Here is a 12747-nt window from a genome sequence, read left to right as displayed (position 1 = left end):
GCTGCCGAGGTCGTGTGACCAGGCGGCGAAGGGCTTCTCCGTGCGGTGTTCGAGCTGAGCGTCGGTGTCGCTGTCGTCAGTTCTCGACGTCGCCGCGCACCGTCGCGGCGGCGGTGACCAGGTTGGTCAGCGACGCGATGACCTCGGGTGTTGCTCGCGTCTTGAGCCCGCAGTCGGGGTTCACCCAGAGACGTTGCGGCCCAACGGCAGTGAGTGCTGCGCGGAGCGACTTCTCGATCTCCGCCGTACCCGGGACGCGCGGTGAATGGATGTCGTAGACACCCGGGCCGACCCCGTTCGAGAAGCCGACTTCGTTGAGGTCGTCGAGCACTTCCATCGCCGAGCGGGCGGCTTCGATGGATGTGACGTCCGCGTCGAGGTCTGCGATCGCACCGATGACCTCGCCGAACTCCGAGTAGCAGAGGTGCGTGTGGATCTGCGACGTGTCGGACACGCCCGAGGTGGCCAATCGGAACGCCCGCACGGCCCAGTCGAGGTATGTCCTCTTGTCGGCGTCGCGCAGTGGCAGCAGTTCGCGCAGTGCGGGCTCGTCGACCTGGATGATGTGAATCCCGGCATCCTCCAGATCGACGGTTTCGTCGCGGATGGCGAGTGCGATCTGGTCGGCGGACACCGACAACGGCTGGTCGTCGCGGACGAACGACCACGCCAGAATGGTCACCGGTCCCGTCAGCATCCCCTTGACCGGCTTGTTCGTCAGCGACTGCGCGTAGGTGATCCAGTCGACGGTCATCGGGTGTGTGCGCACCACGTCGCCGTACAGGATCGGCGGGCGAACGCAGCGGGTGCCGTAGGACTGCACCCAGCCGTTCGCGGTGGCGAAGAAGCCGTCGAGCTGCTCGGCGAAGTACTGCACCATGTCGTTGCGCTCGGGTTCGCCGTGCACGAGGACGTCGAGCCCGATCTTCTCCTGCAATGCGATGACGTCGTCGATCTCGGCGCGCATCCGCCGCTCGTACTCGGCGGTGTCGATCTCACCGGACCGCAGTGCTGCCCGCGCGAGACGGATCGCCGAGGTCTGCGGATAGGAGCCGATCGTGGTCGTCGGCAGCGTCGGGAGGCCCAGGCGCGCATTCTGTGCGGCGATCCGATCATTCGCGTTGCCGCGCGTCACGTCGTCGTCGGTGATGGCTGCCAACCGTTCGCGTACGGCGGCGACGTGGACGCGCGGATCCGACTCGCGTGTCGCCAGGGCGGCCGACGAGGCGTCGAAAGCGGCCGTCTCCGACTCGCGGCCATTGCGCAGCGCGCGCGAGAGCACCCCGACCTCGTCGTACTTCTGCGCCGCGAACGCCAGCCAGCCGCGCAGATTGTCGTCGAGTCCGTCCTCGGCGTCGAGGGTGTAGGGGACGTGCAGGGTGGAGCAGGACGTCGAAACTGCAAGCGACCGTGCCGATCCCAGTAGTGTTCCCAGTGTGGCGAGCGCCTTGTCGAGATCTGTCCGCCAGATATTGCGTCCGTTGACCACACCGGCGACGAGTAGTTTGTCGGCGAGTTCGGGTACCGAGACGACGGTGTCGACAGAACCCTCGACGAGGTCGACACCGATGGCCTCGACCGGTGTACGTGCCAGTGCCGCAAGGGATTCGCCGGGATCGCCGAAGTAGGTGTTGACGAAGATCGCCGGACGGCTCGTGGCGTCGGCGAGCGTCGAGTACACAGAGCCGGCGAGGGCGGTCAGGTCGTCGGCGTAATCGGTGACGAGCACGGGCTCGTCGATCTGGACCCAGCCCACACCGGCCTCCGCGAGCCTGTCGAGCAGCTCGACATACACGGCGACAACGTCGTCGATCCGCGACAGTGGTGCCGCAGCGCCGTCGACGGGCTTCGACAGGGCGAGGAAGGTGATCGGTCCGATGACGACGGGACGGGCGTCGACCCCTTGCGCGTGCGCCTCGGAGACTTCGGCGAGCACCTTGTCGGGGTGGCACGTGAACGTCGTGTCGGGTCCGATCTCGGGGACGAGGTAGTGGTAATTGGTGTCGAACCACTTCGTCATCTCCAGCGGTGCGATCTCGCCGGTGCCCCGAGCCGCGGCGAAGTAGCGGTCGAGCGGATCGGCGATGCCGTCGTACCGGGCGGGTAGGGCACCCACGAGCACAGCGGTGTCGAGGATCTGGTCGTAGTAGGAGAAGGTGTTGATCGGGATCGAGTCGAAACCGGCGGCGACCAACTGTGCTGAGGTATCCCGTCGCAGGTCGGCGGCCGTCTGCTCCAGATCGGTGGCGCTGACGCGCCCGGCCCAGTAGCCCTCGATCGCCCGCTTGAGCTCGCGTCGGGGGCCGATACGGGGTGTACCGGGAATGGTGGTGGTGAACGGGGCGGCCACGGGCCCCGAGGTGTGGCCGGCGGGTGAGGTGCCGGGAGTGCTGATGGACATGAGTTCGTGAACTCCTGCATTCGATACGGACGGTTCACCGCCATGCAGGGAGAGTCGACGAGCCCCGAGTGATGCGTGGGCATCACAAAACGCTGATCGACCTGCGCCCGGTCCACGAGGCGGTGAGCCACCGGTCGCGGCGCGACCGGTACAGGAGGCAGGTCTTCGGGCTTGTCGGCACTCTCGCCATCGGCGATGTTCCTACTGGCCGTCGCTTCCCGGGCATGCGCCCAGTGCGTGTGACGGCGGTCGTTCCGACATACCGCTGCGGGACAGCTCCGGATTCTCACCGGATTCCCTCTCACCCGAGGTCGCGCAGCTGCGCGACGAACGGATTCGACGCCGCGCGCGGGACGGAGGGGCTCCATCGCGACTCCCGGCGGGCGAACCAGCTGCGGGTGCAGCATAGCGCAGGGCGACGTCGAGGCGATTCCCCGTCGCCGACGCCGTGCCTGGTTCCGACAGAACCAGGCACGGCGTCAAGGGTCTGCCTAGCGTGGGTGATACGCGCTCGAACAGTGACAGCGGCGCACTCCGATCAATCAGTTGAGGAGGCAGCAGTGCGAAGTATGACAACGGTCGGACTCTCCGACGCACGACGCATGATCGACGCGGGGATCGCCGCGGCCGAGCGGATCGGCTCGCCGAGCAACATCGCCGTTGTCGACAACGGCGGGAACCTGGTCGCTCACGTTCGGATGGACGACGCCCAGCTCGGAAGTATCGAGCACTCGATCGACAAGGCGCACACCGCGGTGTTCTTCCGGTCGCCAACAGGAGATCTCGCCGCCGATTCGCTTCCAGGAGAACAGTTCTGGGGCATGGCGTTGAGCGGTCACGGCCGCGTCCTGGTTTTCGCGGGCGGCATCCCGCTGATTGTCGACGGCATGGTGGTGGGAGCTGTCGGTGTCAGCGGCGGCTCCCGTGAACAGGACACGACGGTCGCCCGTGAGGCGTCGGCTGCACTGTGAGCCGCAATCCAGCGGCGTGTGACATGACGACCGGTCCTGCCGGTCATCGACGATGAAGGAGAGAAGTGATGAGTACGACGTATCTGATCACCGGTGCCGGAAGCGGCTTCGGCAAAGAGGTCGCGCTACGCATGGCGGAGCAGGGACACGATGTGATCGCCGGTGTCGAGATCATCGCGCAGGTGAACGTGCTGCGTGCGGAGGCGAAGAAGCGCGGCGTCGAACTGCGGGTGGAGAAGCTCGACGTCACCGATGAGGGCGATCGCCGGAAGGCTGCGCAGTGGGACGTCGACGTGCTGTTGAACAACGCGGGCATCTCCGAGGGCGGTTCGTCGGTCGACATTCCCGCCGAGAATCTCCGCAGGCAGTTCGAGGTGAACGTCTTCGGCCCGATCCTGCTGACGCAGCCGATCGCCAAGCAGATGGTGGCCAAGGGTGGCGGCAAGATCGTGTTCATGTCATCGGTCGCCGGACTCACCGTCGACCCGTTCACCGGTGCGTACGCAGGCTCGAAGCATGCCGTCGAAGCGTTTGCCGATGCGTTGGATCAGGAACTCGCCGAGTACGGCGTGACGGTTGCCACCATCAATCCCGGGCCGTTCCTCACCGGATTCAACGACACGATGTTCGAAGAGTGGAAATCGTGGGTCGACGACCCGTCGACGCGGCTCTACGACTACAGCAAGCTCGCATTCCCGCACGAGCAGTTCGACCCCGAAGAGGTCATCACCGTGACGATCGATGTGCTGACCGGTACCGACACCGATTACCGACATGTGCTGCCCGCGCACACGGTCGACGACATCAAGGCGCAGACACAGTCGCAGTGGGACCGCACCCTCAACGACGGCAAGCGTCCCGAACTGGTCCAGACCGCCTACGACATCTCCCCGTACACACCGGTTGACGGCAACTCCTGAAAGGATCGATCCCATGGCTCTCACCGACAAGAAGGCACTGATCATCGCGACGTCGTACGGCGTCGAACGCGACGAACTCCTTGTCCCGCGTGATCATCTGCGTGACGAAGGTGTCGCCGTCACTGTCGCGACCGTCGACGGCGACGACGTACAGACCTTGGTAGGCGACAAGGACCCGGGCCCAACCGTTGCCGCCGATGCCGCGATCGCCGACGTCGATCCCGCCGACTACGACGTCCTCGTGGTGCCCGGGGGCACACTCAACGCCGACACCCTGCGCACCGATGCGACGGCGCAGAGCGTGGTGCGCGGTTTTGCCGATGCGGGTAAGCCGGTCGCCGCGATCTGTCACGGACCGTGGCTGATCGTCGAGACCGGATTGCTGGTCGGCAAGACCCTGACGTCGTATTCGTCGTTGCGGACCGATGTGAACAACGCAGGCGGCAACTGGGTGGACGAGGCGGTCGTGAGTGACGACACCAACGGGTTCACGCTGATCACGTCGCGGACGCCGGACGACCTGTCGGACTTCACCGGCGCGATCGACGCGCAACTGGCATGAGCGGAGGCCGGGGGAGCGACGACGCGAAGGGCGCGTCGTCGCGCTCTGTCACGGCCGACTACCGCGCCACCGCGACGTCCGGGTTCCTTCGGAATCGACGTGCACAGTTGGCGCCCGATCCCTCCTGGCCTGTCTACAACGCCACCACCGACCGCCGGGTTGCGGGGCTGCGACGCGAGGAGATCGCCTGGGCCGCAGGCGTGAGCATGGACTACTACACCAAGTTCGAGCAGGGCAAGGTGGCACACCCCTCCCGCGCGGTCGTCGGTTCCATCGCCGACGCTCTGCGTCTGAGCGACCTCGACCGCAGGTATCTGTTGGCACTCACCGCGGAACCGTCGGGTGAGCCGATGGCGACGAGCGAGGCGCTCGCCGATGCCGAGGCGGATCTGCTGGCCATCGGCACCCGACTCTTCGACACCGTGATGCTGCACCTTCTCACCGACGAGTTGATGCTCACCGCCGTCGACAAGGCGACCGCGGCCGTCCTGTTCCCCGACCGGGACTCGTCCGAGTGGCCGCTTCAACCGGTCTCGTTGCTGGAGTACATCTTCGACGACCCGGTCAGCAGATCGGTGTATGTGGACTGGACGGCCAAGGCCTACGAGGTGGTCGGCTTGGCTCATCTGAATCTCGCGACGCGACCTGCGTCGGCGGAACATCGAGCGTTGATCGACCGGTTGTGGCGGTCCAGCAAGGCATTTCGCTACATCTGGAACCGCTATGAGCCGCACGACAAGAGGTCGGGGCGGTGGCGACTGCGCGTGCCGGGAGAAGGCGTCGTGGGCTGCCACTTCACGACGCTGCAGGTACGCGGTTGTGACGAACTGTCGCTTGTGGTCTACCGGCGCGACGACGAGCGGTGAGTACTCAGCTACCGCGGTAGGTGGAGTACGAGTACGGACTCAACAGCACCGGTACGTGATAGTGCCGATTCGGATCGTCGATGGTGAAACAGATGTCGATCTGCGGGAAGAAGCCGACGATCCCGTTCGCGCCGAACCAGTCTGCGGTCGCGAAGACCAGATGGTAGGTGCCCGGCGCGAGTGGGTCGGTGTTGACCTGCGGGATGCGGCCGTCGCTGTTGGTGGTGCCCGAGGCGAGTTGTTCGCCGTCGACGTCGCGCAGGATCACCGACATCCCGACTGCGGGAGCACCGCTGACGGCGTCGAGGACGTGTGTGGACAGTCCGGTCATGGATTCAGCCTAGTGGGTTGGCGGTGACTTCTTTGCCGTGAACGCGGCTCGAGTCGGCGGACGCGGTTGGTGCACCAACCGCGTCTACCGATTCCAGCCGCGTTTGGGATCTTCGGGTTGCGTGATGACGCGATCAGTCGTCGACGAACTCGACGGCGGGTGTCAGCATCCGTTGCAGCCGACTGCGATTGATCTTCGCCAGCTCCATGCGCAGGACCCGACGCTCGGTCGGGGCGTCGTTGCGCATGCGCTCCCTGAGGATTGCGAGCAGTTCTTCGGCAGGCCGTCCATTGGCGAACACCAGGTAGACGTGTCCGAACTTCTCCTCGTACTCCCTGTTGAGCGCTTTGAGTTCGGCGAGCACGGCGGGGTCGGCGCCCGCAACCCCCGACTGTTCTCTACTCGACGAGGCGTTGTCGGGGCGGTCCCCGATGCGCGGGTGCCCTGCCAGCGCCTCGTCGAGATCGGACTCGGTCAGTTCGGCGAGGATCAGGTCGGCGTATTCCAACAGCGCCTCGTCGTCGACAAACGGACGCGCCTTGGCGACGCGCAGCGCCCAGATCGATGAACTGCAGCACTCGTAGAGCGTGCTGATCGCCTGCCGCTCCGACAGTTCGTTGAAACTGGGCAGACCACGCCAATCCACTCGTCGCACGCGGTCAGCCTACGAGAGCTCTGGCTGGCGGCTGAAGCGAGCCGAGGTCAGCGGGTTGGCGTCGGCCACGAGATCGTCGAACCGGTGGTTGGCGATCTTCGCGATCTCGATGAGCGCGAAGGACTTCTCCGACGTTTCGGAGTTGTCCATGCGGGCCCAACCGTTGCGCAGCACGCGGTCGTAGCGTTCGGCCTCCTGGGCGTCGATGACCAACGGGAAGCCGAAGTGGTCCTTGTACGCCTTGGCGAGGTCGACGACGTTCTCGTGCTCGGTCTCCTCGAGGTGGGACAGGCCCTTGTGGTCGACGGCTGTCAGCTCGCCGGTCTCGTCTTCCGCGCCGAGGTCGGGGAATGCGCGGATGAGCTGCAACTGTTCCTCGTCACTGCCGGTCAGCATGGCCTCCTGGAAGGCGCTGCGCAGATCGTGCACGTCCTCGAAGGGCCGCTGCTCGTAGGCGCGCTCGACCACCCAGTCGACGTTCTGCACCAGGCCGCCGAAGGTCTGACTGAATTCGACGTAGGTCATCTTGTTGACGGCATCAAGGGTGATGGCGCCGCGTCCCGCGACGGCCGGGCCGCGACGTCCGACGTGGAAGAACAAGAGGTTCAACAGGATTGCCGTGATCGCACCCATCGTGATGCCCGTCGAGAACGGTATCTGCAGGATCATGTTGGGCATCGCCTGATCGACGCCGGGCAGTGCGGGGACGTCGACGTGCGCGCCACCCTTCTCGATGACGGTGGTGGGGGTCGCCGACTGCGAGAACTGCACATAGAGGGCGACGGCCAGCGAGGTGGCCGCGATGATCAGGTTGCGGTGGTCGGTGAAGTCGACCGACGTGAGCGTCTGGATACCGACGATGGCCACGGTCGCGAACATGATCAGCGCCGCACCGCCGAGGATGGGCGCGGGAATGGACTCGACCACCTTCGCCAGCTTGGGCAGGCAGCCCAGGATGATCATGATGACGCCTGCACAGGCGACCACCCAGCGGCTCTTGACCCCGGTCAGCCGCACCAGGCCGACGTTCTCGGAGAACGCGGTGTAGGGGAACGAGTTGAAGATTCCGCCGAAGATGGTGGCCACGCCGTCGGCACGTACCGCGGCCGCGACGTCCTCCTTCTTGATGCGTTTGCCGACGATCTCGCCGGTCGCGAAGATCGATCCGGTCGATTCCACAGCGACGACCAGCAGCACGACGATCATCGACACGATCGCGACGAGGTCCCACATCGGAGCGCCGAAGGCGAACGGCGGGGTGAAGCCGAACCAGCCGGCTTCGCCGACGATGCCGAATGATGCGTCGCCGCACAGCCAGGCGATGAAGGTGGCGACCACGAGGCCCATCAGCACCGCGATCGTTGCCATGAAGCCGCGGAAGAATCGCTGCATCAGCACGATCAGCAGGATGGTGCCGAGCGCGTAGCACACCCATTTCCAGTTCGCGTTGTCGTGGAGGTGCTCGTGCGGGTTCGTGACCGCGTCGCCCGCGCCGACCGGGATGAGGCAGACGCCGATGATGGTGATCAGCGTGCCTGTCACCACCGGCGGCAGGAAGCGGATGAGTTTGGCGAAGAACGGCGCGATGAGGAAGGTCGCGATGCCGGCTGCGATCACCGCACCGTAGACCGTCTGCAGGCCGACGCGTCCGCCGCCGTTCTGGTTGGCGATCTGGATGACAGGCGCGAGCGTGGCGAAGGTGATGCCCTGCAGCAACGGCAGGCGTACACCGATCTTCCAGATGCCGACGGACTGCAGCAACGAGGCGATGCCGCAGGTGAAGAGGTCAGCGGTGATGAGCATCGTCAGCGCGTCCGAGTCGAGTCCGATGGCGCGCGCGATCAGCAAGGGGACCAGCACCGCACCGGCGTAGAACGCGACGACGTGCTGTGCCCCGAGGGCGACGAGTTTGCCGGGTGGCGGAACCTGGTCGACGGGATGGACGCGCTTTCGCTTCTTCGCCGGCGGGGACGCCGGGGTCGCCTCGGTTGTCATGTTCGCCTCCAACGAGATGGTGTTCCGCGCACAGATATGGGCCGACCGCAGATGGACATGCGAGCCAGCAGATAGATAGTGGACCCCCGAAGGCGATCCCGCGCAGCGGCGCGGTCATGTTTCAGCGGGGTTAACACGGGCGGATTCGACGCGGCGCTACCATCGGCACCCGTGGACAACACGGAGTCGGCTGACGCCGGACGTAGCCGCTGTTCGACACCGGGGAGGGTCGTCGGAGCGGTGCTCGCCGCGGGTGCGGGCAGTCGCTACGGAATGCCGAAAATACTTGCCGCGCAAGGGGAGTGGGTGGCGGCCTCGGTCTCGGCGCTGCGTGCCGGAGGGTGCGACGAGGTGCTCGTGGCGATGGGTGCCGCAGTGGTGGAAGCACCCGATGGCGCGACGTCGATCATCGTCGCCGACTGGGAGTCGGGACTGTCGGCAAGCGTGCGGAGAGTCCTCGGCGAGGCGCTCGAGCGGGCCGATCTGGCCGGTGTGGTTTTACATGTTGTTGACATGCCGGACGTGTCGGCCGCTGTCGTGCGGCGTGTGTTGGCGCGGGCGGGGCGTCGACGAGACGCCCTGGTGCGTGCGGTGTATCGAGGCGCTCCGGCGCATCCGGTGTATCTCGGCGCCGAGCATCTGCGCGACGTGATGGTGTCGCTGCACGGAGATGTCGGCGCGGCGGCATATCTGCGCGCGCACGCCGACATCGTCGAGATGGTCGAATGTGGCGACCTGGCTTCGGGACTCGATCGCGACGAGCCGTGACCCGGCGTCAGGCCGACTGATCGGACTTGGGGTAGGTGTAGAACCCCTCGCCGCTGGCCATCCCGAGCTTGCCCTTGTCGATGTAGTTCTGCTTGAGCCACGCGCCGAGATGGCGATTGCCCTGGTCGCCGTTCATGAGGATGTTGTACGGGGTCATCAATCCGACGACGTCGTAGATCTGGAAGGGGCCGAGCGGGGCGCCGGTCGCGATGCGCCACGTCTTGTCCACGTCCTCGGGCTCGGCGTAACCGCCTGCTGCCAGTTCGAGTGCCGCATTGAGGAACGGGATCAACAGCGAGTTGAGGACGTACCCGGCCTTCTCCTTGTGGATCTGGATGGGCACCATGCCGATGTCGGAGGCGAACTGCACCACCTTGTCGTAGACCGCGGGATCGGTGTCCTTGGTGCCCATGATCTCCGCGGTGTTGAATTGCCAGACCCGGTTGGCGAAGTGCAGCGCCAGAAAGCGATCCGGGCGCCCCGTGGAAGATTCGAGGTCGCTGGGGAGCAACGACGAGGAGTTGGTCGCGAAGATGGTCTCCTTCGGGGCGAGTTCGTTGAGTTTGCGGTAGGTGTCCTGTTTGAGTTCGAGGACTTCGGGAACCGCTTCGATGATGAGGTCGGCGTCGGCCGCCTTGGCGAGATCGTCGGTCAGCGTGATGCGCTTGCGTGCCTCGTCGGCGGCACCGTCCGCGGCACCTGGCACCTCGTTCTTGTACGTCTCGACGAGGTCGTCGTACCGTTTCGCCGCGGCATCGAGTGCCTTCTGGTTGATGTCGTAGGACGTGACATCAAAACCCTTGTACGCGGTCTGGAATGCGATCTGGGAGCCGAGTACACCGGCTCCGAGGACTGTGACCTTCTGGAAATCTGCCATCGTGCGCCTCCATCGTCGTCGAATGCCCGACCACAACGTGTCCGCCCCCGACGGGCGAAGATCCTCCCACAGCCAACCTACTCCGGTGCGGAGCTCCCGCCGAGGAGTGTGGGCATCGGCAGTCCGAGCGCTCCGACGGCGAAGCGGCACACCGGCCCACGTGCGGTGACGACGGCGTCGTCGAAGCCGCTGCGTGCGCTGTCCCACAGTCGGGCGGTGCCGTCTGTGGTCGTGACCCCGATCAGCGCCACGAGCTCGCCGGTTGTCGGCTCACAGATGGCCCAGGTGAACGACTTCTCGTCCGTCCACGCCGAATCCGATTGTCGGACATAGTCTTCGGGTTCGGGGATGCCTAGTTCGCGGAGCGCGGGGGCATCCGATATCCGGTCGTCCGCGCGTAGTCCGCGGAGATACCATGCGCCGGCATTGATCTCGACAGGTTCCAACGGGGCTCCTCTACGACGCGTCGGGCCCGACCGTGTGGTCGGGCCCGACGCATCGTGTTGTCGGCAGTGTTACTTGATCTCGAGAAGCACGGTTCCCTGTGTCACCGCGGCGCCTGCCTCGATGGCGAGGCCGGTCACGACACCATCCTTGTGCGCGGTCACCGGGTTCTCCATCTTCATCGCTTCGAGCACCACGACGAGATCGCCGGCGGAGACCTCCTGGCCCTCCTCGACGGCGATCTTGACGACGGTGCCCTGCATCGGTGCGGCAACCGAGTCGCCGGACGCGGCAGCACCCGCACTCTTGTTGCGCGTGCGCGGCTTGGGCTTCTTACGGACGACACCGCCCGCGGACGGTGCTGCGCCGATCGCGAGATCGCCGGGCAGCGAGACCTCGACCCGACGGCCACCGACCTCGACGACGACATTCTGGCGCGGTGCCGCATCATCCTCGTCGATGGGCTGGGCGCCGGTGTAGGGCTCGATCGGGTTGTCCCAGTCGGTCTCGATCCACTTGGTGTAGACGTCGAACGTCTCGACACCGTTCTCGTCGGTGTGGCCGATGAACGCCGGATTGGAGACGATGTGGCGATCGAAGGGAAGAACGGTGGCGAGGCCTTCGACCTCGAACTCGTCGAGTGCACGCCGGGCACGCTCGAGTGCCTGCTCGCGGTTCTCTCCGGTCACGATGAGCTTGGCCAGCATCGAATCGAACTGCCCGCCGATGACGTCGCCCTGCTCGACGCCCGAGTCGACGCGCACGCCGGGACCCGAGGGCTCTTTGTAGACGGTGATCGGTCCGGGAGCCGGTAGGAAGTTGCGTCCGGGATCCTCACCGTTGATGCGGAACTCGATCGAGTGCCCCCGCGGTGCCGGGTCTTCGGAGAACTCCAGCTTGTCGCCGTTGGCGATGCGGAACTGCTGGCGGACGAGGTCGATGCCCGAGGTCTCCTCGGTGACGGGGTGCTCGACCTGGAGGCGGGTGTTGACCTCGAGGAACGAGACGAGACCGTCGTTGCCCACGAGGAACTCGACGGTGCCCGCGCCGTAGTAGCCCGCTTCGCGACAGATGGCCTTCGCGGAGGAGTGGATACGGTCGCGCTGTTCGTCGGTGAGGAACGGTGCGGGTGCCTCCTCGACGAGCTTCTGGAAACGACGCTGCAGCGAGCAGTCGCGGGTACCGGCGACAATCACGTTGCCGTGCTGGTCGGCGATGACCTGCGCTTCGACGTGACGTGCCTTGTCGAGGTAGCGCTCGACGAAACATTCGCCGCGACCGAACGCGGAGATGGCCTCACGCGTGGCCGACTCGAACAGCTCGGGGATCTCCTCGATGGTGTACGCGACCTTCATGCCGCGGCCGCCGCCGCCGAACGCCGCCTTGATGGCGACCGGTACGCCGTACTCTTTGGCGAACGCGACGACCTCCTCGGCGTTCTTGACCGGGTCCTTGGTGCCGGGAGCCATCGGTGCGTCGGCCTTGAGGGCGATGTGGCGAGCGGTCACCTTGTCGCCGAGGTCGCGGATCGATTCCGGCGACGGGCCGATCCAGATGAGGCCTGCGTCGAGCACGGCCTGCGCGAAGTCGGCGTTCTCGGACAGGAAGCCATACCCGGGGTGGATGGCGTTGGCGCCCGACTTCGCGGCGGCGTCGAGAATCTTGTCGAAGACCAGGTACGACTCCGCAGAGGTCTGGCCACCGAGAGCGAACGCCTCGTCGGCGAGCTTCACGAACTTGGCATTGGCGTCCGGCTCCGCATAGACCGCGACACTGGGGATTCCGGCGTCACGTGCGGCGCGGATGACGCGGACCGCGATCTCTCCTCGATTGGCGATGAGGACCTTGCTGATCGTGGAGTTGGGCGCTTGTTCACTGGGCACTTGCTTGATCTCCTGGGCCTGGCTCTGTGCTGAGCTGTCTTCACGGGTTACTGCCGCCGGTGTGCGACGTCCCC

At 65.8% G+C, this 12747-nt stretch carries 12 protein-coding genes and 1 riboswitch; of the genes, 5 read left to right on the top strand and 7 right to left on the bottom strand.

The window, feature by feature from the left end; translation table 11 throughout:
- Window positions 1–76 precede the first annotated feature (76 nt).
- Window positions 77–2401, bottom strand: coding sequence for a 5-methyltetrahydropteroyltriglutamate--homocysteine S-methyltransferase (gene metE / locus GOACH_RS09530; RefSeq protein ID WP_005173967.1), 2325 nt, complete (start codon window positions 2399–2401; stop codon window positions 77–79).
- 139 nt (window positions 2402–2540) lie between these two features.
- Window positions 2541–2739, bottom strand: a riboswitch (cobalamin riboswitch).
- Between the two features lie 222 nt (window positions 2740–2961).
- Between metE and GOACH_RS09525 the strand changes: the two genes are divergently transcribed.
- The 4 genes from GOACH_RS09525 (at window position 2962) to GOACH_RS09510 (ending at window position 5720) form a co-directional block, all read left to right on the top strand.
- Window positions 2962–3372, top strand: coding sequence for a GlcG/HbpS family heme-binding protein (locus GOACH_RS09525; RefSeq protein ID WP_005173966.1), 411 nt, complete (start codon window positions 2962–2964; stop codon window positions 3370–3372).
- Between the two features lie 68 nt (window positions 3373–3440).
- Entirely contained in the window at window positions 3441–4292 is an 852-nt protein-coding gene (locus tag GOACH_RS09520) for an SDR family oxidoreductase (protein WP_005173965.1), read from the top strand.
- 13 nt (window positions 4293–4305) lie between these two features.
- Window positions 4306–4854, top strand: coding sequence for a DJ-1/PfpI/YhbO family deglycase/protease (locus GOACH_RS09515; RefSeq protein WP_005173964.1), 549 nt, complete (start codon window positions 4306–4308; stop codon window positions 4852–4854).
- Window positions 4851–5720: a helix-turn-helix transcriptional regulator gene (locus GOACH_RS09510; RefSeq protein WP_005173963.1), complete on the top strand. Its 870-nt coding sequence runs from the start codon at window positions 4851–4853 to the stop codon at window positions 5718–5720. Before GOACH_RS09515 ends, GOACH_RS09510 begins: the two co-directional genes overlap by 4 nt.
- 4 nt (window positions 5721–5724) lie before the next feature.
- On the opposite strand, the gene uraH is transcribed toward GOACH_RS09510, so the two are convergent.
- The 3 genes from uraH to GOACH_RS09495 form a co-directional block, all read right to left on the bottom strand.
- Window positions 5725–6051, bottom strand: coding sequence for a hydroxyisourate hydrolase (gene uraH / locus GOACH_RS09505; protein ID WP_005173961.1), 327 nt, complete (start codon window positions 6049–6051; stop codon window positions 5725–5727).
- Window positions 6052–6184: 133 nt separating this feature from the next.
- Complete coding sequence (uraD, locus tag GOACH_RS09500; protein ID WP_005173959.1) at window positions 6185–6706, bottom strand: 2-oxo-4-hydroxy-4-carboxy-5-ureidoimidazoline decarboxylase; 522 nt, start codon at window positions 6704–6706, stop codon at window positions 6185–6187.
- A 9-nt stretch (window positions 6707–6715) separates the two neighbouring features.
- On the bottom strand, window positions 6716–8701 hold the full coding sequence (locus GOACH_RS09495) for a solute carrier family 23 protein (RefSeq protein ID WP_005173958.1): 1986 nt from the start codon (window positions 8699–8701) through the stop codon (window positions 6716–6718).
- Window positions 8702–8941: 240 nt separating this feature from the next.
- Here GOACH_RS09495 and GOACH_RS09490 point away from each other — a divergent pair, with 240 nt between their 5' ends.
- On the top strand, window positions 8942–9469 hold the full coding sequence (locus GOACH_RS09490; protein WP_005173956.1) for a nucleotidyltransferase family protein: 528 nt from the start codon (window positions 8942–8944) through the stop codon (window positions 9467–9469).
- A 7-nt stretch (window positions 9470–9476) separates the two neighbouring features.
- On the opposite strand, the gene GOACH_RS09485 is transcribed toward GOACH_RS09490, so the two are convergent.
- From GOACH_RS09485 to GOACH_RS09475, 3 genes are all read right to left on the bottom strand, one after another.
- A complete protein-coding gene (locus GOACH_RS09485) occupies window positions 9477–10346 on the bottom strand; it encodes a 3-hydroxyacyl-CoA dehydrogenase (protein WP_005173954.1) in 870 nt (289 codons plus the stop codon).
- A 77-nt stretch (window positions 10347–10423) separates the two neighbouring features.
- Window positions 10424–10792: a GNAT family N-acetyltransferase gene (locus tag GOACH_RS09480; RefSeq protein ID WP_005173952.1), complete on the bottom strand. Its 369-nt coding sequence runs from the start codon at window positions 10790–10792 to the stop codon at window positions 10424–10426.
- Between the two features lie 69 nt (window positions 10793–10861).
- Window positions 10862–12673 (bottom strand): acetyl/propionyl/methylcrotonyl-CoA carboxylase subunit alpha, encoded by a 1812-nt coding sequence (locus tag GOACH_RS09475; RefSeq protein ID WP_005173950.1) that lies wholly within the window; start codon window positions 12671–12673, stop codon window positions 10862–10864.
- Between the last annotated feature and the right edge of the window lie 74 nt (window positions 12674–12747).

It is taken from the genome of Gordonia aichiensis NBRC 108223, from assembly GCF_000332975.1.
GTDB lineage: Bacteria > Actinomycetota > Actinomycetes > Mycobacteriales > Mycobacteriaceae > Gordonia > Gordonia aichiensis.
This window is presented reverse-complemented; position numbering and strand designations above follow the sequence as displayed.